Source organism: Bacteroidia bacterium (assembly GCA_027493955.1).
Classification (GTDB): domain Bacteria; phylum Bacteroidota; class Ignavibacteria; order SZUA-365; family SZUA-365; genus JAOSJT01.
The window spans coordinates 2,009,687-2,032,296 of sequence record JAOSJT010000001.1 but is presented as its reverse complement, the minus strand read 5'-3'; the positions used below and the strand labels follow the sequence as shown (position 1 = coordinate 2,032,296).

Here is a 22,610-nt window from a genome sequence, read left to right as displayed (position 1 = left end):
TCTTTTAAGAAAGGAATTGTCGATGAAGTTTTTATACATTTTCCCCCATCCCGACGACGAATCCTTCGGTCCCGCCGCGGCCATGCATGCCCAGCTCGCCGAAGGACACGAGGTGCACTTGTTGACGCTCACGCGCGGTGGCGCGACGTTGCAGCGGCATCGCTTGGGTTTGAGTGTCGAAGAAATGGGAGAAGTGCGTCTGAGGGAAATGCTCGATGTCGAGCGCGTTCTGGGATTGACGAGTATGGCGGTACTCGATTACCCGGATAACGGGTTGAAAGATCTGGATCCAAGAATACTGGAACGTGTGGTGCGGGAGTATATCGTGAATGTCGGCCCCGATGTTGTCGTGACCTATGCCGTACACGGCATCAGCGGCTTTCACGATCATCTTGTCACCCATGCCGTGGTGAAGCGCGTCTTTGTGGAGTTGTGCGAGGAGGGTGCTCCCGGATTGCGACGGCTCGCATTACTTACATTGCCTGATCCCGGTGGATCCGCGTTCGATAACGGGAAAATACGTCTGAAGAACTCGGCTCCGGAAGACATCGACTGCGAAATGCCGTTGACCGAGGCCGACACTGCCGCGATGAAGGCCGCGCTTTCCTGCTATGCCACCTATCAGGAGACGATAGAGGAGAGTGGCGTCATCGAGAAAGTGGGCCGTACGCTGTACTTCGAATTTTTTGCGGAGGATTGTACGCCTCCAGTCGGGAAGCTGGAAGAAGGTCTGGGCTGAATCATCGGTTCGGGCTTGATGGTGAAGGGTGAAGGGTGAAGGGTGAAGGGTGAAGGGTGAAGGGTGAATCGAGAATCGTGAATCGAGAATCGTGAATCGAGAATCGTGAATCGATTGTGTCGCCCTGCGGGCTGTGCCGTGATGTGCGTGTGGTGTGCGATCCCCAATTGAAGTTTGGCGTCGAAGACCCGTAGTAGCGAGGTTGCAGGAAGTGTCGTCCTGTGGGCTGTGCCATGATGTGCGTGTGCTGTGCGGCCACCAACAATCGTTGGAGGGTATGGAAGATGTCGCCCTCCGGGTTAATGTCGTTTAACGTTTAACGTTTAACGTTTAACGTTTAACGTTTCACGTTTCATGTTTAACAGCTCACCATCGCGATCATTTGCTGTAGACCAACCTCCTGCTGAAAAGGGCGCCATCAACGGATAGTACCGCGATATAGCAGCCACCCGCAAGGCCTTGTTCTGCTGCGTTGAAGCGAACACGATGAGATCCTGCTGGATATCTGTCGGATTTCAACACAGCGACTCTTCGTCCGAGCATATCGTACACGCACAAAAGAACGTCCGCGGGACGCGGGAGCGTGAGAGTGATGTCGGTGGAGGATTGAAAGGGATTGGGCGCGCTGAATACCTCCGGGGTTTTGGGCCGAGACTCTTCCGCGACACCCACCGCGACGGCATTTATGCGATACACGTGTACCACCAGTGCGCCATCGTGTTCACGAACGAATTCCGTGAGGAACAGCAGGGAGCGCTGCGCGTCGTATGTAGTGGAAAAAATTTCCCGCGCGGAACCGAAAAACCGTGCTTCGTCGAACCTGATGGCGGCGTAGGGCTGAGGCAGATGCGACGGGAGAGTGCCCGCTGCGACATCGGCCAGATCGGCGGGATCGAAGAAGAGCATCATCGGACGCAAGCGATGCGCCCTCCATCCCTTGCCGTCGGGATCTGTGTCATCGAACGCATAATACGGCACGTCGGCGATGATCCAGTCATGCGGCATGCGCTCGCCATGATAACCGTACCAGTTATCACCGTGTGCCTTCCGTCCGATGACCGCGACGGCTGCCTGCGTCCCGGCGCCGATCCAGCATGCCCCGCGCCACTCATCGCTATGCTTATACCCGTCAATAGCATCCGGAAAGTGGTAATTATCCGTCCCCTCGACGGACCCGTACTCCAGCAATGTCGTAAACTGCACGGCGGTATTGGCGGCGGGAGGTGTGTTCCCCACTGGTGCAAATGCGTACAAGGTAGGTCCCAATCCGCTGAGGCCGCCATCGCGGGCGCGCCCGACGACCATGCTTCTGCCCGCCGTGTGCGCGTTGGCCCACGTTTCCGGCAAGGAGAAAAGATAGTCCGCGAACTGCGCGTCGATGGGCGGTGTGGCGGGGTTGCCGAGATACCAGGGTCCGTAGCGCGCGGCGGAGGCCATGCCGTCCACGTTGGTACAGCTCAGTCCGGCATGCTTTTCGCCCGTCACGGTATAATGCACACTCCAGGAACTGTACAGACGCTTTTCGCTTGCACGATATTCCAGGCCGGTACGCCAGATGTCGACAAAGTCCCAGGCATCGATCGAGGGAGGACGAATGTTCACAGGCGAGCGGAGTATCGGGGCAAGCGGCAGGAGAGAGATATCACTGCTTCCGATGACGCTCGGCGCGGGAATGCCAACCTCACCGACGTGTCCATGCTCGGGTTGATTTACATCAGTCACGAACAACGATCCGGCGAAACCGTCCGAGGCGCCGCTTCCCGACGGGCCGCCGTCGCCGTCGGGATAATACGCCACCGCCTCGCCGCCCCAGGAGAATTCTTCAGGCAGACGCAACGCGCCGAGATAGTGCACGCCCGAAGGCGCAACAACGGTGGCTTTCACCGTGTACGGCTGTGTACGTGTGGTTACTGCCGTTGACGCCGGACTTTCGTTGAGCATGATATCCCGTGCCGTCACCGACAGACGATACTCCGTGTCCGATTCCAGATAGACGCAGGTATAGCCATTTTCTCTGCTGTAGCCTTCTATTTCGCCGTTCAGGTACACGAGATAATCGTACACGCCGGTATTGTCTGATGGCACATCCCATGTAAGCCGGATTTTGGAATCCGTCGCGTCGCTCACACGCAAGCCTGAGGGTGCGGCCGGCGCCTGTGTGTCGGCATCATCCCGCAGTTCGATGCTGCTGCAGACCAGGTGCTGCTTGAGGTCGCTCATGCCCCACTCGACGGCGAGATTGATGTTGACAAGCCCGTAAACGCTGTCTGTTTTATGCACACCGGTATTGCGTATCGCGAACATGGTCTGAGCGGTTTCACCGGGACCGATCTCCGTCCATGTATCGCGATACTGCGCCGCGCTGCGCATGGTGTACCAGCGACCGTGCGAATTCCCGCCGTCCGCTTCGTCTGCATCGGTAAAACTTATGCGGGAGGTAAAGCGGATATGTTGATCCGAACGATTGTACCAGGTTACGAGCACGCGTTCACTTGTCCGGAATTGGCGTGCCTGACCGCGAACGCCCTGATAGTCCGCATACTCATCGGCGGACGCATCGGCGACAAGCCCGGCGGGACCATCCGAAGTGTAGTTCACGGACGAGCTTTTCAGGAGAGTATTCCAGCCGGCGAGCCCGAAACTGTTGGCTCCCGCCGATGCACCGAAATCGACCAACACTGTCTGCGCCGCACACGGCAGGGTGGTGAGGGCGAGCAGGAGAGCGGGAACGAGGAGAAGGACTTTTGTCGCGGGGAGCGTGCGCAAGGGATGATGCCCGCGTGTCGGGCGGGAAGGTGCGTACAATTGCATTGCGGCCTCCATGTAACACGGATGCGCAACCCGGGACGTTGCCACGGCTGTTTACCAGGTTCGTTGCCCGGGAGCCATTCTGCGTATTGCGCCAATATGCCACGCGATGCGGACATTGTCAAGGAGTAGGTCTGAAAGGCGCGGGAAGTGCGCGCGGCGGCAACGATAACTGCTGCATCGTTCCGCGGACATCCCTTGCGGCAGGAGTACCATGTCCGGTGTCGCGCGCAATCTCCCGTGAAAGATACTGTCATTCCCCGCTCCATGAGGTATACGCAATTACCTTGAAGTGGCGACTCGGCATGCGTATGTTTTCAGAATCCCCGCGGGAGTTGCGGGGGCAGTTCAACATAGTACAAGGGGAATATCATGGATGAACACGTCAATCCGGACACCGAGGCGCCGGCGCGTCACGATGCGGACGACGAGGATGCGTCGCGCCGAATGATCTGTGTCGACCACACGGGGCAGCCAATCTACGATGACGAAATTCCGACCGGCACGGAGGAGTCATTCCTGCGCGACTGCCGCGATGCCGAGCATCCGCGGCGACTCGCGCATTGGCTGAAATTCATGCGCAAGGAACTCGGCAACTCGAAAGATTGCATTGCCATGCAGATGGGAAGCAGCGTACGGGCGATCACCGACATGGAGAAAGCTGAGGACAGTGAACTCCGATTTGTGGATGTCGCCCGTTACCTCGAAGCCATCGGCGCGGGATGCACCTTGCGGGTGCGCGACTTCACCCTGCATGGGCAGGAGCGCGAACGACGGCTCATCATCGATGCCGCGCGCTCGCTCAGCGCGTTGCGCGAGTGCTTCGCCGATCGCGAGGAACGCGTACTCACACGGGATCTGGACCGCTTTCTCGGTGAAACGCTGACGAAGCTGTTGCTCGCCGTACACGATGAAGCTGTCGAGCAGCAGGAGATTTTCGTTTGCGGGATGCGCATCGAGCGCGTACCGTACTACCACTAACACTCGTAGACAGATCACAGCAGCCGACCGGGATCATCAGCCCCGGCGGCTGCATGCTTTCTTGCTCGTGTCAGAAGATGAAGCACTTGGCCGCGCCGGCACTACCGTCTCGCGCCGCACACGCAGTGCCTGTTTCAAGTTCCTCCCATCAACGTGCACTCATGACATCCATGTCGAATACATGGCAAATCTGTGTTTTTCCGGCACGATTTCATTAGATTCGAGGGAACTGGATAGTACTTCTCGGCGAAGCAATTCGGTCTGCATCGTCTGGGGCCACCCCGATAGAGCACAAGGCGCATGACGCGAAGAAGCAGCCAACCGATGTGACATCAGGAAACAAGAAAGGCATAGGACTATGCGATGGCAAGCACGCAGAGCGAGCACAAACGTGGCTGATCTTCGGGGAATTTTGCCGATAACCACGGTGGGTGGCGGTAGCAGTCCGGTGGTGCTCCCGTTGCTCGTCTGCCTTCGTGTCGGTGGTACGGGGCAGGCACAGACCGGAAACCCTTATTCCGGCGGACAACCGACAGGGGAGTATCAGGAGATATCAGAGGTAAAGGAACCCGTGGCTTTTGATTCCGCAGTGCACGCGGAGACGCAGCATGTATGGACGGCGCCGTCCCGGCGGAGCATGCCGGAGCATCGCTCTATCAAATCGCAGTCCTACCATAACGCGAGGGGGTGGAGATGACAGTCGCCGGACTTGCGGATGCCCCGACCATGGAAATTCTGCTCAGCGTTGCCCTCGGCGTGGGACTGAGCGCGGCGTGCGGTTTCAGAGTCTTTGTCCCGTTGCTGGGTATCAGTATCGCTTCGATGGCCGGACATGTCGGTCTCGGCGACGGCTTCGCATGGATGGCGAGCTGGCCCGCGCTCATCGCCTTCGGCACAGCCACGGTGGTGGAAATCGCTGCATACTACATCCCCTGGCTGGACAATCTTCTCGACACGATAACGGGGCCGCTCGCGGTCCTGGCCGGCATCATGGCAACGGCATCCGTTGTCGGCGACATGTCACCGCTGTTGCGCTGGTCGCTGGCGCTTATCGGAGGAGGAGGTATAGCCGCTCTGGTGCAGGCCGGGACGACAGTGCTGCGCGCCGGTTCCACCGGACTTTCCGGAGGATTGTCGAATCCGATACTTTCAACGGTGGAGTTGGGAAGCTCTACCGTGATGACAGTGCTTGCGGTCCTGCTACCGCTGTTTGCGGCCGGGGCGGCGCTGATTCTTGGAACGATCATCGTCATCCGTTTCAGGCGGCGACTCTTTACGGGACGTTCAGCCGGCTGATCTGCCATCGGGTATTACGGGAATACCACGCTGCGGCCAACGTTTGACGCAGACGTTGCACACATTGCGCCGTGTCCGCGTCCTCGATATTTTTGCAGTACGGAAACAGATTCATCCCGAGCGCTGCGCGTCGCGCCGCCTCACGCTTCCCACAACCATGCACCTGCATCTCACCTGCGAGGATACCCGCCATGCATAATCCCTCTGCCTCCTTAACCTGCTATTTGCATCGTAAACTATTGTATATTCTGTCGGCGTCGCTGTGTCTCCTCGTCGCGCTCCCGCAATTCGCGCTCAAAGCGCAGAATTACGGCGGCAGCGTCACGCCCGGACCGGATATGCCCGTCGCGCGCATGAGCATGACTACAGTCGTTCTCGGGGATGGGAGGATTGTCATGATCGGCGGCCATGGGGAAGGATTTATCGGGCAGGCCGCAGTATTGGTATACGATCCGGCAGCGAACAATTTCGCGGCGCAGCATACCTTGCAGCGCCCGAGGGATGGTGCGGCTGTGATTCCTCTCGGCGGCGGGCGATTCATGCTGGTGGGCGGTTCGGCCAGAGTCGGCACCGCTTCGCCTGACACCACCGCCGAGATATACGACGCCATGACAGGCCAGTCATCTCTGCTGCCGCGTCCCTTGCAAAATCGTCTCAATGCCTTCGGTGCGTTGCTGACGAGTGGAGACGCGCTGGTGGTCGGAGGATGGTATGATATCGCTTCGGCGACGACGCCGGATCTCTGGCGTGCATCGGAAAACCGCTTCATCGCAACGGGTCCGTTAAACGTTCCGCGATCGTTGCCCTATGTGTTTCCAACACCGGACGGAGGTGCCCTCGTCGTCGGTGGGCTCACGAATACCGGACAAACGTTGCCGGGCAGTCAGGTCGAGTATTTCGATCCCGCAACACGCACGTTCACGACTGTTTCCGACGCCCTGATCGCCGATGATCCCGGTTGGCAGACCTACTGTTCGGTCGGATATCCCATGAGCCAAATGCTGCTCGCCGACGGCCGCTACGCTCTTCCGGTCTACAGACCCATATCAGGCGACACCGAGTACGGATTGATGTTTGTCGACCCCGTATCGCGCAGCTTCACGTTGGCACCGGGCAGTCCGTATCCGTACTCCGGTTGGCCATTTGTTTCGCAGAACGGAAAAACAGCGCATTACTACACTATCGTGCCGAACAGTAACCCCTGGCAAGTGCAGCTGATAACCATTGATCTGGAAAACGGGAAAGTGAATGCGCCCGAAGATGTGTTCACTTTTCCGGCCAACACCTATCTCGGTCCAGGATCGAGTGGTATCGCATGGCGTCCGGACGGGAGTCTGTTCGTTGCGGGGGGATCGACGTCTTCGGATAGCCAGTGGAACTTCCGTCCGCACGGAAAGAGCTATATCTTCCACTTCGATGCTGCGCCGCCACCGGAGGAAGGGGAGGAAACATGGGCTGGCCAGGGCGGCGGCGAAGGATACGATGAAATATACTCCGTAGCGGTGGATACGCGCGGATTCACCTACAGCGCCGGCGCATTCAAGCATACCGCATCCTACGGGAAGCGCAGCGTCAGCAGCGCAGGGAAATCCGATGCCGTTGTCGTGAAACGGGACCAGAGCGGAGAGGTCATGTGGGCTGTTCGGGCCGGAGGCGTGGAAGACGATTACGCCATCGGAGTTTCGGTTGATGCCGAATCCAACGTGTACGTCAGCGGATATTTCCGCGCTACCGCGGAATTCAGCGGACGGCACCTCGTCAGCCGCGGCGGATCAGATATGTTCCTCGCCAAATACGGCATGCACGGAAATCTCCTCTGGGTGCGACAGGGCGGGGGAGCGGGGCTCGACCGCGCATTCAGAAATGCCGTGTCCGCCGCCGGGTGCGTCGTCGTGGGTGCCTTCAGCGAAACCGCCACATTCGAATCGAAGACGCTCAACAGTAAGGGAGCGCAGGATGCCTTCATCGCGCTCTATGATCCCGACGGGTCTCTGCTGTGGATCAGCGCCGCCGGCGGGGACGGTGAGGATGGCGCCGGAGATGTCAGCGTCGGTACGGACGGCGGTCCGCTCGTGTCGGGATTGTTTTCCTCCGCTGCCACGTTCGGGGGGCCGTCTTCCGGGCCGCAAACGTCGTCGGCGTCGGATATCACCTTCACCAGCAAGGGCGGGAAGGACGGTTTTTCCGTGCAATACTCCGCGGATGGAGTTCCGTTGTGGGGTACGCAGCTCGGTGGTCCCTACGACGACGCCTGTTCGTCTGCGAACAGAGATGGCAGCGGCAATGTGTACGTCGCTGTGGTGTTCCAGGGGAGCGCCGACATCGGGCCCCTTCAGTTGCAGGGAAAGGGGATGCAGGATGCAGCGGTGATCAAGCTCGCACCGGACGGACAGCCGCTGTGGGCGCAATCCGGCGGCGGGGTGTATATCGATGGCGGAGCGACGGTGATGGCGCTCCCCGAGGGCGGCTGTTTCCTTGCCGGCGCCTTCGTTGGAGCAGTGGCCTTCGGAGATCAGTCCCTCGTCAGTCGCGGGATTTCCGACGGCTTCATCCTCCGCTATGACGAGAAAGGAGTAGCGCGCTGGTCAACGAGTCTCGGCGGCAGCGGCCAGGACGGCATCACCTGCATCACGGTGGATAGCAGCGGGGCTGTTTACGCCGGAGGTGTATTTCAGGAGAGCGCGAGCATCGGGGGACGCGCGCTGCAAAGTGCGGGTGAAGCGGATGAGTTTGTCGTAAAGATTAGCGATATCGTTCTTGTCGTTCCCGCCGCACGAGGCGGCCGGCCGCAAAGCATACGGGTCCACTGCTGGCCCAATCCGGTGGTGGCACGACTCGACATCGCCGTCAATTTCCCGACGAGCGGACAGCACCGCGTATCGCTGCGCGACGCTCTCGGACGTGAACTCCGTGTCTTCTCCGACGGAATGCACGGAGCGGAGACGCTGCACGTGCAGGCAGCTGTGGATGATCTCGCGGCCGGCGTGTATCTCCTCTGCGTGCACAGTGGCGATGCGCTCAGCACATCCCGCATCGTCGTCGCCCGTTAGGCGCTGTCGCATCGTCGGAATACATGCGTCTGCCGGCGTTTGATTGTGGTCCCTATCTCGGATGGCATCCATTATCCGGATCCTCCGATGTCAAAAGCAGGGGACCTGCGTGTTCAGAATCTCCTTGCGCAATTGTCACATGATCATGGCTCAAGGTGCCCCGGCGCGTGCTCAACCCCGCCGTTGTCGGTGGTGAAACGATGTCCACAGACAGGACAGACCGTCGTTGCGGACATCGAGCCACGCCTGTTCATTTCCTCCGAGAATCCCGATGCGAGTATGCCCGCGGGGAGAGCCACGATACCCACACCGAGCAATGCGATGATGGCGGCGAATATTTTTCCGAGCGTGGTGATGGGGTACACATCGCCGTAACCCACGGTAGTCAGCGTGGCGATGCCCCACCACATGGACATGGGAATGCTCGTAAAGGCCTCCGGCTGCGCGTCGCTCTCCAGCACGTAGATCGCGCTCGACGCAAGTGTGAGCAAGAGCAAGACGACGACAATGGTGACAGCGAGATCCGCACGTTTTGCCGCCAGCACCCTGCCGATCACCCGCAGGGAATGCGAGTAGCGGCCGAGCTTGAGCACGCGCAGGAAACGGAAAATGCGCAGAATGCGGAGTATGCGCAGATCGAGCGCGAAGAACAGCGGCAGCAGGGAAGGCAGGATGGCGAGCAGGTCAATGATAGCGAAGGGAGTGAGAGCGAAGCGGAGTCGTCCGCGCAGAGCACCTTTGAACAGCGGGTTCTCCGTGCACACCGCGATGCGGATAATGTACTCGACAGTGAAGACGATCACGGAAAACGTCTCAAACCATCGAAACGCGGCGGCGTAGGAGCGGCCCAACTCCGGAACCGTCTCGAGCACCACCGCAACGACGTTCAGCGAAATGAGCGTCATCAGGAACAGGTCCACCCAGTCGTAGCGCATGCGACTGCTCGAACCGCTGTCCTCCGCTTCGATCAGTTCCCAGATTTTCCGTTTCAGTGCGCCCATGGCAGTTCCAGGAAGTTGTTTGGGGATTTCGTGCAAAGATAGCGGTTTACGGTGAGCTTTGCACAGAGTATGCTACAGGTGTTGCCGGCATTTGGCTGAGAACACAGGAATAGTATCACTCCGGTCGCAGACCGCTGGACTAGGGCGCCATGGCGGGAAGGAAAACCTTCGGCTCGCATCGGCACGCGTCATCGCGCTGTCACGCGGCAAGGAGTGTGCACTGCTGGAGAGGACGGGGGAGGATGCGATTGGTTATATTGCACCGCAGTATGGATAAGAGTTGTGTACCGGGATCGTTCGTTCATGTGGCGCGCGCGAAACTCCGAGGTGAGCATGTCGTATATGTAATGTTATCGAATTATTGGATGGAGGTGTGTCATGTCGCGAAATGTGCGTCTGGTCCTGACCGCTGTCGCGGTACTCCTGGGTCTCGTGCTGATCATCGGCGGTATCGATGCGAGCAAGAACGGTGCCGTGGTCATCGGCATCATTGTCGCAGGGGTCGCCGCGCGTCAATTCATTGCCGGGTGGAAGTCGGGCGGCGAGCGCGAAAAGAAGGGATAACCGGACGTCCGAGCCCCCAGTGCTTCCGTGTTCCAGGGTGATGGATAATGACTCCGGCGTGTTGTGAGGAAAAGGATTGATCTGCGGGTTTGCATTCGATCGGCCTTGCCGACAAGCCGATGGAGAATGTCCGATTTCGGCGATCTGCTCCGGCCACTGTTCCATCCGAACCAGCACCTGTGTACATCGCCCCGGCGGAGCGGTTCACACTTCTTCGTCAAGATGCACTACAGGAAGGAGGCAATCTGTGTTTGCAATTTCCGTGATTCTGAAGGAATGAAAAAGTCCCTCACTGAGGGACTTTTTACGGAGCGGACGATAGGCCGCCAGACACGGGGCCTGGTGCTGAAACTGCGATACACACTCCCTAATCCCTCGTTGATACGCTGGTGATAAGGGTACTACCTCTGTCGTAGCCCTTACGATATTACGAAAGGTGTGAGGGAAGAACGGTGACAATCATCAGAGGAATGCCGATGATTATCGCGCTGTGACATTACCAGTCCGTAGCACCTACGGAAATTGTAGCATGCGTGCCTCTGCCTGCCCATGAGCAGACAGTCGAATGATGCACGTACCCGCGGCGGCGTTTCCGAGATCAATCTGCAAAACATTGTCGCCCGGGAGGGCCTGCCGCGTTCCCTGATACAGGACGCGACCGAGAATATCCGCAACAATCACATCCAGCACTCCAGCCTGCGCAGTGTACCGCACCGTCAGAAGACGCTGTGAAGAAACGGTTAGGGAGTGTATGGTAAGATCCCGCGGTACGTCCAGCCTGCCGGTCGAATTGACGGCATCCTTGACGCAGCGCACGCAAAGCCCGATGGATTTCTGGAAGCTGATGGCCTGGAGAGAGTTTTTCCCTAACTCGATGAAGGGGGCATTTCCGGCATCAGTCTGTTCGGCGGTCCAGAAATAGGTGCGCGTGTCTGAAGACATGGCGCTGACGCGAAAGCCTCCGTTCATCGTGCAGCGATACCCGGTCATCAGGGCGTCAAAACCAGATGCTCCGCCATCGTTCAATACGGCATACGCACCCGCGCCTCCGAGATAATTGAGCAGGGTGTTCCATTCGCTATTTGACGGGATATGCCATCCCTGGGGACAGATCCCCTGAACAGGGAGCGACGGCTGACCATTCCAGTATTGCATCGCTTCCTGCCATTCATAGAATCCGCCACGTTTCATCACTCCGCCGGTTCCGTCGCAGTTTCCTTCGTCATCTCCCCAACAGTATTTCTCGATAACGCCGTTGTCCTTCATAAGGGAGCCCGGCGCATTGGATGGAATTACGGATCCGATGTTCAGATTCTCGGCCATCCAGGTTTGCGTGCCGATGATAACTGTACGATACGTCTGGCCGTCCCGTGCATCGGTGAGGGGACTACCGGCATGCCCTTGTCCGTGCAACATCACGGCGGGCATGACAACCAACAGTGCAATGAGGAGCAATAAACGCATAACGATTCTCCTGTACATGTGCGTGGAAAAGTACTCTATGAGTTGCAGATTCATTCCTTCGCCATCAGCCCAGACGTCGTTCTTCAACGACTTGCCGGACACGCTCGTGATAGGTTCTTCCGATGGGAATTACGGCATCGCCAACCCGGAGAAAGGTCCGATCGATCACCGCGATGCTCTTGATTGAGACAATCCATGATTTGTGCACACGGAGATATCCGTAGTGCGCGATACGTTCTTCGATATCGCGCAACGACTCCCGCACGACGAACTCCCGCAATCCGGTTTTAATGATCGCGTATTCATTCAGGCCTTTGATGTAGAGGATGTCATGCACGTCGATACAGACATCTCCCTGATCGGTATGAATGAAAAACTGCGACGAGCCGTTGTGCACGTGTCTGTCGGTACGTTCTTCCGCCGCTTTCTGTGCCGCGCGTACGAAACGTTCGAACGTAAACGGTTTCACGAGGTAATCCAACGCATCCAGGGTGTAGCTTTCAGCGGCAAAATGTGCGTAGGCAGTGGTAAAGACGACCATCGGAGGCTTGCTCAGCGTACGCAGCAATTCGAAGCCCGTGAGATCGGGAAGCTGAATGTCGAGAAAGAGTAGATCGATTTCACGCGAGCGAAGAATCTGCAATGCTTCCATCGATGTGCCGCAGCGGCCGACCAATGTGAGCCAGCTGATTTTCTGCACAAAGGTTTCGATCACGTCAAGCGCCAGGGGTTCGTCGTCAACGGCAAGGCAAGAAATGGTCATGATGTTTTCAGAATAAGATCGATGCGGTACAAGTGCTGTTCTGCGGAAATGTCCAGTTTGTGGCGGTTGGGGTACAGCAGGCGCAGCCGTTTCCGCACATTGTGCAGGCCGATGCCGCTGGTGTCATCCTTCCTGCCTGCGGACGGAGTGTTCGCCACAATCAGCTGCAACTGGTCTGGTTGCACTCGGAGTTGGATGTTCACCGTTGTTCCGTGAGAATGCAGGTCGCCATGCTTGAAGGCATTCTCCACGAAGGGAAGCAACAGCAGAGGATAGACCTTTCTCTCATCAATGTCTCCATCCACGGTGAAGGCTATTCGATTGTCGTCAGGGTACTGCAGACGTTTGAGATCCAGATAGCTGGTCAACTGCGTGATTTCCTCGCGTAAGGTGCTTTCGTTCTCGTCTACGGTGCGGAGCAGGGCACGCATCAATTCCGAAAGCACGACGATGGCGCGCGGTGCCGCTTCTGATTTATTGATGACAAGCGAATAAATATTGTTCAGTGCGTTGAAAAGGAAATGTGGGCTGAGCTGCTGACGGAGTAACGCCAGTTCCGCATTCTCGCGCTCGCGCTTCAATTCGGCACTCAACCGCTGCAAACGAAACCAGTCTCTGGTGAATCGAGCGCCGGTGCTGAGGAGGAGAAAGAAAAGAACCTGAAATGCGATGGTCGACAATGCGGGGATGCGATCATCGATGAAAAACGTACCTGCATCGAAATACCAGTCCAGGAATAGTGCATGCAGAAGAAAGAGACCGAGCATCAGAGGGATAAGCAAGGCGACCGCAGCGCTGAAACCCCAGTACTGCTTTTTCGCGAGCAGTTTCGGTGTCACGAAAAAGTAATTGATGTAGAAGCCAACGGTCATGACCGCGTAAAATGTCCCCTGCTTGAGAGCGATGCTCTGCACGCCATATCGTTCGAGATACTCAGCCGGATACGTCAGCACCGAGTTGGCCGAATACAGCAGCCATGCTCCTGCGTGTATGAGTATCTCTTTGAATCGCAGCATGTGCCAATATTGTACGCCGCTTGCGTCAATGCAAGAAAAATGCTGGCAAAAGGCCCATTTGATCTGTGAACGCCCATCCACGAGATGTGTGTGCGGACGGTGTGAAAAGTGCTTAGACCTCTAATCCCATGGTTGTGGCCCGAGTCTCTTGCATCCCCTGAGGACGGGTGGCAGCGCATGCGAACGATGCAGAAACAGCATAGCCCGATGTCGCGGTATCGAACCCGTTGCAGAAAGACGGCCAGCACGCTGCGAAATGCCGTGGACCGTTTCAGATGGGGCAGTCATACGGAGGAGACTCAGACCGCGCGAACTGTTTCACGGATGCAGACGGTTGGGTTTGTGCTGGTGGGGCAAAAGAGCCAACGAAAAGGACTCAGCAGAGTACGCATCGTGGAACCTCATAGCATTATTCCGCAACGGGTGTTGACCCGCCGGTGGAGATGATTTTGATCTTCGAACATCTTGATCAGCTGAAACATCTGCTCGTTGCGGCGGGATCGCTGGCTTGGGACAAAGGCGGCACCATCGCTTCCTCTGCTTCTGTGGCCTGGCGGATGGTCGATCATCTGTTCTGATTTGGTCGGCGACAAAGAGAGGTGCTTGCATAATTCAGCATTGCAGTGTCCACTGCACACAGAATCGTAACCGACAGATGGACGGTCTTCAAATCGACATATGGACGAACATATAATCGACATATGGTCGGAGCTGTACCTGACAGTTGGACGATTCCATCCCCTGCAACTTCATACAGGCATCGATCATGGATATCCCGCACTCAGCAGAGATCACCGACCGCTATCCCCGCCATCTGTCACGTGTGCTCATCGAGGCGATGGCGGATACGCCTGTGGTGTGTCTGCTGGGTCCCAGGCAGAGTGGCAAGACCACACTGGCACGGAGCCTCGATCCGGACCGTGGCTACATCAGCCTCGACGAGCGGAACTACAATAATCTTGCACTCGACGATCCAGCAGGTTTCATTCGTGGACTTCCGGACAGAGTGACGCTGGATGAGGTGCAACGTGCTCCGGGACTGCTGACGGAAATCAAGCGAGTGGTGGATGAAGACAGACGAGCCGGTCGATTCCTGCTGACAGGATCGGCCAATCTGTTATTCCTGCCTCAGGGAGCTGAGTCCCTTGCGGGACGCATGGAAATCGTCCACTTGCATCCGCTGACCGAGGCCGAGAAGGAGCGAAATCCGGGGAGCTTCCTTCGCGTGCTGCTCGATGGTGCGCTGGGATCAGAAATGGGCACGGAGCGGGAAGAAGCGATTTCGCTGGCGGAACGGCTGGTTACGGCGGGTACCCTGAGCCGATCGGCCGGACTCCGGTCCGGGCCCGGCGCTGGCACAGGCAATATCTCAGATCCCTGATCGATCGCGATGTCCGCGACATCGCACGCATCAAGGACAGCGACGAATTGGAGCGACTGCTCGGACTTCTCGCATTGCGAACGGCAGAACTCCTGAATGCCAGCGACATTGCACGTACACTCGGCTTGCACCGGGTAACAATCGACAATTACATCGCAGTACTGGAGCGGCTTTTCCTTGTCCGGAGGCTGCCGGCCTGGCATAACAATCCCGGGCATCGGTTGATCAGATCTCCAAAGATTCATTTGGTCGACAGTGGTCTTGCGGCAACGCTGGCGGATTATTCGGCAACAGACTGGTTCGAGCAGCGGGAACGCATGGGGCACCTGCTCGAGTCCTTCGTTGTCCGGCAGATCGTGGCCCAGGCGGAATGGACAGACCCGGACCTCCGTTTCTGGCATTACCGCGACAAAGACGGTCTGGAGGTGGACCTGGTCATCACGCGGGGGAAAAAGACGTGGGGAGTCGAGGTGAAGGCCTCGAGCGCGGTACACCGAAAAGACGGGCGCGGGCTTGAACACCTTGCACGACAATGTGGAAAGAACTTCCAGGGAGGATTTCTTCTATACGATGGAACGGATGTCCTTCCCCTCGCTACCTCGAACGTGTTCGCTGTTCCGTTCAGCAAGTTATGGGAACTTTGAAAAACCGGAGGAGCGGAAGCTGTAGTCTCACATTCATTTCTCCCCAATGAAAAAGCCTCTCAGACGAGGGGCTTGCGGTGTGGATGACTTCCGGCGAGACCGCAAAATGAACGATGTTTCTATACGCTGCTCGCTTGCGTGGCGATCAGGCTTCGATGTACTTCCTGCTCTTCCGTCGCTTGATCTCGTGCTCGCGTCGTACGGCGCCTGAGCGGTCGGGATACTGCTCGGTGTATACGATACGCCAGGGTCTGCCGGTTTTTGTTGATCTGCTCCAGCCATCGTTGTGATGCGCCAGCCGGAGCCGCACATCGTGCATCGAAGCGACGTAGTATCGATTCGTCACGGTGCTTTGGAGAATATGGACAAAGAACATCACCGATCTCCCTGATTGTGATGGAATGAAAAAGCCCCTCAAGTGAGGGACTTTTTGCGGAGCGGACGATCCGCCGCAGAGGACCGATCTTCGGGATGACCTCCTGCGTATGCGCAGCAGCCCAAATAAACAAGGCCTCAAAAGAGGCCTTGTTGCGGAGCGGACGAGACTCGAACTCGCGACCTCCTGCGTGACAGGCAGGCATTCTAACCAACTGAACTACCGCTCCAATTCCGCATCAATCTTGATGCGAATTCTAATATACGAACATTGATTCCGTGAAAGCAAGTATCATGGAAAATTTTTACCTGATACATACAAAAGGCGGGTGCAAACTGCACCCGCCTCGTGATAGTGGAGAATGACGCGTAGCTACACAACGCTACTTGAGCAGCAGCATCATCTTCTCTTGCACGAATTCTCTGCTGCCGTCTGTGGATTTTGCGCTGAGGCGATAGATGTAACTGCCCGAAGGTATCTGACGGCCTTGCTCGGCCGTGATGGTCCATGTGGCATCATGTAAACCCGCGGGAATCTCCGCGTCGACCAAAGTGCCGATCTCGCGACCAAGGGTGTTGTAAATCGCGAGGCGTACATGGCTCGTTGTTGGCAAATAGTACCTGATCGTGGTGGTAGGATTGAACGGGTTGGGGTAGTTCTCGAACAGAGCGTATTCGCTGAGAGATTTCTGTCCGTCCGATCCGCCGGCGGAGGATTTTGCATACACATTAATAGTGCATGTCGCTTCGCAGGCAGCATTGTTCGGATCATTGGGTGTCCAGTTGGCATCCCGCACAACGAGAGTGATTGTGCCAAAGAAATTGCAGGGGACGTCCACAGTCGGTGTCGGCATCGCGAACGGCATCCAATGGTAACTGTAGGGTGGGGTACCTCCGTAGACCTGGGCGGAAGCAATGCGCATTCCGTTTATGCAGTCCGAAAGGCTGCAGACCACGGTGAGAGGAGGCGGCTCGACGATGGTGATGATCACGGTGTCGGCGCATGAATTCGCATCATGCACCACGAACCTGTGCGTACCCGCTCCGACCTGGAAGTTCCCCACGCCATTGTATGGCGGGGTGCCGCCCCAGGCAGAAATGGTGACGATGGATGAGCCGCCATTGCACAGTATCGGCGTGGCGCCGGCCGTCGCATACAGCGGCGGCGGACCCTGCACGGTTACCCGGACGGTATCGGTGCAGCCGTTCGCATCCGTCACGGTGAAGATGTGCGTACCACCTGTCCGATAGTAATTACCGACGCCGCTGTACGGCGGAGTACCGCCTATGGCACCGATGATCACGAGTGCGCTGTCGCGGCCGCAGGCGACGGAAGGATCGTTTGCGGTGGCGAAGAGTTGGGGTGGTTGCGTTATGGTGATTGTCGTGCTAGCCGAACAGCCCCGTGAATCCGAAACGACGTAGGTGAACGTGCCCGCCAACGCCGGAAATAGTCCGGTGCCCTGATACGGTGGCGTACCTCCGGAAGCTGTCACAGTAACGAAGGCCGTGTCGCCGAAACAGAGGATGGGGGTTGCGCTCGATGCCGCTGTGAGCGGTGGAGGATCGATGATATTGACTGATGCCACTGCTGTGCAGCCGTTGTAGTCCGTCACAACAAAGGTGTACGTTCCCGGACCGCGGCTGAACGACCCGATTCCGGTGTATGGAGGCGTACCTCCACTGGCCGCGACGGTAACCGTCGTTGTACCGCCGGCACAAAGTATTGGCGGGGCATCGGCGGTTGCAATCAATGCCGGTGGTTCCGTGAGTGTCACCACCACGGTGTCGCGGCAATTGTACGCGTCGCTGACGATAAACGTATAGGTGCCCGCCCCTTGCTGGAAGGATCCGACGCCGGTATACGGTGGCGTTCCGCCCCAAGCGCTGACGGTAATCGTACTCAGGCCGCCATTGCAAAGAATTGGTGTGGCGTTCGCTGCAGCGAAGAGGGGCGGTGGCCCCGTGACCGTGATGCGTACGGAGTCGGTGCAACCGTTAGCATCGGTGACGATGAAGAGATGGGTGCCCAGTCCGCGTGGGAAGGTGCCGATACCGTTGTACGGCGCGACGCCGCCTGTGGCCGAAACGGTGACAGGGGCGAGATCCTTGCCGCACACAAGTGGAGGCGCAGCTGCGACAGCCACGAGAAGGGGCGGTTGTGTGATGGTGATAGTGGTCGAAGCGGTGCAACCATTCGCATCGGTCACCACGAACGTGTAGGTACCCACTCCACGGTTGAACATCCCGACGCCTGCATACGGCGGAGTGCCGCCCGCGCCGCTGACAGTAACCGTTGAAGTACCACCATGGCAGAGAATCGGGGTTGCGGCTGAAGTTGCGGTCAGGGCCGGAGGATCGGTCAGCGTTATCATTGCGGAAACCGCGATACAGCCGTTCGCGTCTGTAACGGTGAATGTGTAATTGCCCGGTCCCATATTGAAGCTGCCCGTTCCGGTGTAGGGTGCGGTGCCGCCGCTCGCGCTTACGGTAACAATGGACGTGCCGCCATGGCAGAGGATAGGCGGAGCGTCGACATCCACAACCAGCAGGGCGGGCTGTAGAATTGTGGTCACCGACGAGGTGGCGGTGCAGCCGTTGGCGTCGGTAACTGTGAACGTGTAGCTGCCTGCGCCGCGGGTGTAGGATCCGGTTCCGGTGTACGGAGGCGTCCCACCCGATGCACTCACGGTGACCGTGGTGAGGTTACCGTTGCAGAGAATCGGCGGTGCGGTCGCGCTGACCAGCAATTGCGGAGGCTGAGTAATGTTGATCGACGCGGAGGTTGCGGTGCAGCCGTTCGCATCGGTGACAGTGAAGCTGTACGTCCCCGCAGTCCGGTTGAAGTTGCCGGTACCAGAGTACGGCGGCGTGCCTCCACTTGCGGAGACGCTCACTGTCGAGCTGGATCCAAAGCAGAGAATGGGTGTCGCCGTAGCGGAAACTGTAAGAGCGAATTGTGGTTGTGTAATCGAAATGGATGTGCTCGTAGCCGAGCAGCCATTGTTGTCGAGCACTGTGAAGCTATACGAACCGGGACCACGGGTGAAGTTCCCCGTCCCGGAATAGGGAGGTGTACCGCCTGTCGCCGTTACGGTGACGATCGCACTGTCTCCGTGACACAAAATCGGCTGTGCGCTTACCGACACGACCAACGGAGCCGGATTGGTCAGAGTAGTGACTGATGAAGTGACCGTGCAGCCGTTGGCATCCGTGACCGTAAAGCTATAATTGCCTGCGGGAAGATTGAACGTCCCTGTCCCGGAATACGGCGGCGTACCACCGGTCGCCGACACGTTGACAACGGAGGTGTTTCCATTACAGAGAATCGGTGATGCGTTCACAGTGAGCACCATGGGTGGTGGCTCTGTGAGAGTAAGCGCGACCGTTGTTGCCGTACAGCCATTCGCGTCTGTCACGGTAAAGGTATAGCTGCCCGCTCCGCGGCTGAAGTTGCCGGTTCCGGAGTACGGAGGCGTACCACCGAAAGCGGTGACAGTGACGGGTATTTGCCCGCCGTTGCACAGTATCGTTCCGGCGGTTGCGGACGCGGTGAGCGCTGACGGTGCGGTGAGCGTAATCATTTGTGAGGTCGCGGTACAACCGTTAGCGTCGGTGACGGTGAAGCTGTGTGCACCCGCACTGACGGGGAAGGTCCCGGTACCGGAGTACGGCGGCGTACCACCGCCGGCCGTGATGGTTACGTTCGATGTTCCACCGTTGCAAAGAATCGGAGGAGCGACAACCGAAACAGTCAGTTGCGGCGGCGCGCTTATTCCTATGGCGGATGTGGTCGCAGTACAGCCGTTCGCGTCGGTGACGGTGAAGGAGTAATTGCCCGGTGCGAGCGCGAAGGTCCCTGTACCGGTGTACGGGGGCGTGCCTCCACTTGCCGTTATTGTGACCGATGCGGAACCACCGTGGCAGGAAATGGGTGTGACGTCGGCGTCCACCACGAGCAGCGGCGGTTCGGTCAACGTGATCTGCGCCGAAGTCGCGGTGCAACCATTCGCATCGGTGACGGTGAAGGTGTAGGAACCCGCTCCGCGGCTGAAGTTGCCGGTACCGGAGTACGGAGGCGTACCGCCGACTGCGGACACGGTGACCGTCGCTGTGCTGCCTTTACAGAGAATTTGCGTCGGCACTGCAGTCACCACCAAACCCGCCGTTGGTTGGGTGAGCGTAATCGACTGCGTCGTTGCTGTGCAACCATTGGCGTCGGTTACAGTGAAGGTATAGGTGCCCGCTGCGCGGGAAAACGCTCCGATCCCGGAGTACGGTGGTGTACCTCCGGTTGCGGAAACGGTGATAGCCGAAGTTCCGCCAAAACAGAGAATGGGAGCTGCGGTCGCGCTCGCGATGAGTGCGGCGGTCGGCTGTGAAATCAGCATCGTTGCACTGCCGGTGCATCCATTGGCGTCGGTGACGACGAAGGCGTAGCTTCCGGCACCGCGCGTGAATGTTCCCGTACCCGAATACGGTGGCGTTCCGCCTGTCGCATCCACAGTAACAGTAGCAGTTCCACCGTAACACAGCGGATCGGTGGCCGTTGCGCTGACCGTGAGTTGTGGTGGTGCGGCGATGGTGACCGATGTCGTTGCGACACAGTAATTCGCATCCGATACGGTGAACGTGTACGTACCGGGTCCGCGGTGGAATTGTCCGATACCGGCGTACGGCGGGCGACCGCCACTGGCGTTGACGGTTACCGCCGAGGTGCCGTTAGAGCACAACAACGGCGCCGCGCTGGACGACGCGGCGAGCTGCATCGGTTCGGTGATCGTGACCGATACGGTACTGCTGCAGCCGCGACTGTCGGTGACGGTAAAACTGTGCGTTCCGGCATGACGCAGGAACACACCCGTACCGGTGTAGGGTGCCACTCCTCCTGATGCCTCGACGGTGACAGGGGTTTTGTGGCCGTTGCAAAGTATGGGTTCTGGCGTTGCGCTCACCGTCAGACCATTGACGCTCACCTGTGTGGGACAGCTCACGGTTTGCACACCGTCACGAACAACAGCGGTGATGGTATAGGAGCCCGGTCCTGTGCCGGCATCCACGAGAACGGACTGCGCCGTCGTGGAACCAACGATGGACGCCCCGCTGCTGTTGTTGCTCAGCGACCAGGAGTAGCTCAACCCGCTCACCTGACTATTGAAGGTGTAGGTGTTTTGTGTCCCGGCGCATACGGGACTGGGTCCCGTCGAACTGCACTCGATGCCGATAATGACGGCGGCGCTGGAAATCTGATTGTCCTGACTACCCAAAGGCCGATTATCGAGTTTACCGAGAGAAACGTGATAAGGGCCACCGCTGATGCTTCCGGCTCCCATGCCGCTTCCGTAGCCGATCCCCCAGCCGGCACCGCTGACATCGTTGCCGAGGGCGAGATGCGCGGCGAATTCGATCAGCACAGTGTTCGAGGAGGAGGTCCAGCGGAGCGTGTAGTCGGCGATCGCATCCGAACCGGAAAAAGAATATCCTTCGAAAGTAAGCGATGCGTTGGAAATGGCCGCACTGCCAAAGATGCGGAGAGTGCGGTTTTGGAAGCGGCTTTCATACTGCGCGACACGCGAGGCGACGTTGTTTCCGAGCACAGTTCCCATCGCGTCGGGAAGTTCGACGCTGACGGAGTATCCGTTGCTGCGTATTTCGTTGCAGGCTCCCTGCAGCGTGTTCGGCGGTCCGATACCCGCTCCGCATTCATTGAGCTGCTGCAGAACGGTGGGACCAACTATGGCGTTGGCAGAGGTCAATGCCTGCTGATACGAGGTGAGAAAATCGTACGCATGCACGCCGCCCTTGCTTGCTTTGTGACTGAAGGTCAGGGAGTGCTGGTTACCCGGTGTGTTCGGGACGTTACTCAGGACAATGCGTTGAGGTACAGACATTCCCTCATAGTATTTCGAATTGTTCTGCTGCAGAATGGACTGCACCCAGTGGACGTTCCCCAGATTGTGCGGACTGTCGTCGTTCGCCGCCTGGCGGAAATCAGTGCGCAAGGGCTGTGCGTGTGCCGTGGACATCCAGCAGACACAGAGCAGAGACAATGCAAAGGCGGTAGCAAGGCTCTTGCACATATCGTACCTCGGTTGTGGTTACATCATCAGTGGATGTGAATCCCGCGGCAGGCGTCTGATGAGAGACTTCGGAATTACAGCGGTAAGATGCACTCCCGAACCTTTCAGAAGACTGAACGCAACCTTACAATTCCCTTACAGAAGCATTACGGTTTTGTAAGGTTGCGTAATCGGGGATTCCGGGGCGCCGCATTTCATCCCTCTAACTATATAGATCGCAGGCCTTTTTCGCGAACGCTGTTAGTTGAAAAGAGGATGCGCCTCTTGCTTTTGATGCCGATTTTTGCTTTCAAATCTTGATCTTGTTATCGTAGCAACAGCTCGCGGGAAACAAGGATCTGATGGAATGCAGTTGTAGTTTGCTTTCAAATCTTGATCTTGTTATCGTAGCAACAGCCACAGTTCTCGACATTGTCGCATCACTCATGTTGTAGTTTGCTTTCAAATC

At 57.9% G+C, this 22,610-nt stretch carries 14 protein-coding genes, 1 tRNA gene, 1 pseudogene and 1 CRISPR repeat array (1 of these 17 cut by a window edge); of the genes and pseudogenes, 8 read left to right on the top strand and 8 right to left on the bottom strand.

From position 1 onward, the window contains the following. Positions 1-22 precede the first annotated feature (22 nt). Positions 23-739, top strand: a complete 717-nt coding sequence (locus M5R41_07815) for a PIG-L family deacetylase (GenBank protein ID MCZ7556290.1) — start codon at positions 23-25, stop codon at positions 737-739. A gap of 378 nt (positions 740-1,117) precedes the next feature. Here M5R41_07815 and M5R41_07810 read toward each other — a convergent pair whose 3' ends face one another. Continuing rightward, on the bottom strand, positions 1,118-3,550 hold the full coding sequence (locus tag M5R41_07810; protein ID MCZ7556289.1) for a fibronectin type III domain-containing protein: 2,433 nt from the start codon (positions 3,548-3,550) through the stop codon (positions 1,118-1,120). 369 nt (positions 3,551-3,919) lie between these two features. Between M5R41_07810 and M5R41_07805 the strand changes: the two genes are divergently transcribed. The 4 genes from M5R41_07805 (at position 3,920) to M5R41_07790 (ending at position 8,874) form a co-directional block, all read left to right on the top strand. Beyond that, the gene (locus M5R41_07805) at positions 3,920-4,528 is read left to right on the top strand and encodes a hypothetical protein (protein ID MCZ7556288.1); all 609 of its coding nucleotides are present in this window, start codon (positions 3,920-3,922) and stop codon (positions 4,526-4,528) included. A gap of 358 nt (positions 4,529-4,886) precedes the next feature. Continuing rightward, positions 4,887-5,225: a neutral zinc metallopeptidase gene (locus M5R41_07800; protein ID MCZ7556287.1), complete on the top strand. Its 339-nt coding sequence runs from the start codon at positions 4,887-4,889 to the stop codon at positions 5,223-5,225. Then, the gene (locus tag M5R41_07795; GenBank protein ID MCZ7556286.1) at positions 5,222-5,824 is read left to right on the top strand and encodes a DUF4126 domain-containing protein; all 603 of its coding nucleotides are present in this window, start codon (positions 5,222-5,224) and stop codon (positions 5,822-5,824) included. The genes M5R41_07800 and M5R41_07795 overlap by 4 nt, the downstream gene beginning before the upstream one ends. A gap of 191 nt (positions 5,825-6,015) precedes the next feature. Then, complete coding sequence (locus M5R41_07790) at positions 6,016-8,874, top strand: T9SS type A sorting domain-containing protein (protein ID MCZ7556285.1); 2,859 nt, start codon at positions 6,016-6,018, stop codon at positions 8,872-8,874. A gap of 143 nt (positions 8,875-9,017) precedes the next feature. Here the strand turns inward: M5R41_07790 and M5R41_07785 are convergent, their stop codons facing one another. Continuing rightward, complete coding sequence (locus M5R41_07785; protein ID MCZ7556284.1) at positions 9,018-9,875, bottom strand: ion transporter; 858 nt, start codon at positions 9,873-9,875, stop codon at positions 9,018-9,020. A 378-nt stretch (positions 9,876-10,253) separates the two neighbouring features. Between M5R41_07785 and M5R41_07780 the strand changes: the two genes are divergently transcribed. Then, positions 10,254-10,439: a hypothetical protein gene (locus M5R41_07780; protein MCZ7556283.1), complete on the top strand. Its 186-nt coding sequence runs from the start codon at positions 10,254-10,256 to the stop codon at positions 10,437-10,439. A 513-nt stretch (positions 10,440-10,952) separates the two neighbouring features. Here M5R41_07780 and M5R41_07775 read toward each other — a convergent pair. The 3 genes from M5R41_07775 to M5R41_07765 all read right to left on the bottom strand — a co-directional run bounded on the left by M5R41_07775 (position 10,953) and on the right by M5R41_07765 (position 13,682). After that, the gene (locus M5R41_07775) at positions 10,953-11,903 is read right to left on the bottom strand and encodes a hypothetical protein (GenBank protein ID MCZ7556282.1); all 951 of its coding nucleotides are present in this window, start codon (positions 11,901-11,903) and stop codon (positions 10,953-10,955) included. A 64-nt stretch (positions 11,904-11,967) separates the two neighbouring features. Continuing rightward, the gene (locus tag M5R41_07770) at positions 11,968-12,666 is read right to left on the bottom strand and encodes a response regulator transcription factor (GenBank protein MCZ7556281.1); all 699 of its coding nucleotides are present in this window, start codon (positions 12,664-12,666) and stop codon (positions 11,968-11,970) included. Beyond that, complete coding sequence (locus tag M5R41_07765) at positions 12,663-13,682, bottom strand: histidine kinase (protein ID MCZ7556280.1); 1,020 nt, start codon at positions 13,680-13,682, stop codon at positions 12,663-12,665. The genes M5R41_07770 and M5R41_07765 overlap by 4 nt, the downstream gene beginning before the upstream one ends. A 449-nt stretch (positions 13,683-14,131) precedes the next feature. Here M5R41_07765 and M5R41_07760 point away from each other — a divergent pair, with 449 nt between their 5' ends. Together M5R41_07760 and M5R41_07755 are read left to right on the top strand one after the other, a co-directional pair. Continuing rightward, positions 14,132-14,260, top strand: a complete 129-nt coding sequence (locus M5R41_07760) for a hypothetical protein (GenBank protein MCZ7556279.1) — start codon at positions 14,132-14,134, stop codon at positions 14,258-14,260. Between the two features lie 188 nt (positions 14,261-14,448). Further along, positions 14,449-15,707, top strand: a pseudogene (locus M5R41_07755) (ATP-binding protein). 145 nt (positions 15,708-15,852) lie between these two features. On the opposite strand, the gene M5R41_07750 reads toward M5R41_07755, so the two are convergent. From M5R41_07750 to M5R41_07740, 3 genes are all read right to left on the bottom strand, one after another. Continuing rightward, the gene (locus M5R41_07750; protein MCZ7556278.1) at positions 15,853-16,083 is read right to left on the bottom strand and encodes a GIY-YIG nuclease family protein; all 231 of its coding nucleotides are present in this window, start codon (positions 16,081-16,083) and stop codon (positions 15,853-15,855) included. A gap of 155 nt (positions 16,084-16,238) precedes the next feature. Further along, positions 16,239-16,312: transfer RNA gene (locus tag M5R41_07745), tRNA-Asp, on the bottom strand. A gap of 153 nt (positions 16,313-16,465) precedes the next feature. After that, positions 16,466-22,162 (bottom strand): hypothetical protein, encoded by a 5,697-nt coding sequence (locus M5R41_07740; protein ID MCZ7556277.1) that lies wholly within the window; start codon positions 22,160-22,162, stop codon positions 16,466-16,468. A 351-nt stretch (positions 22,163-22,513) separates the two neighbouring features. Then, positions 22,514-22,610: direct repeats of the CRISPR family, unit length 46 nt; unit sequence GTTGTAGTTTGCTTTCAAATCTTGATCTTGTTATCGTAGCAACAGC (it continues 2,304 nt past the right edge of the window).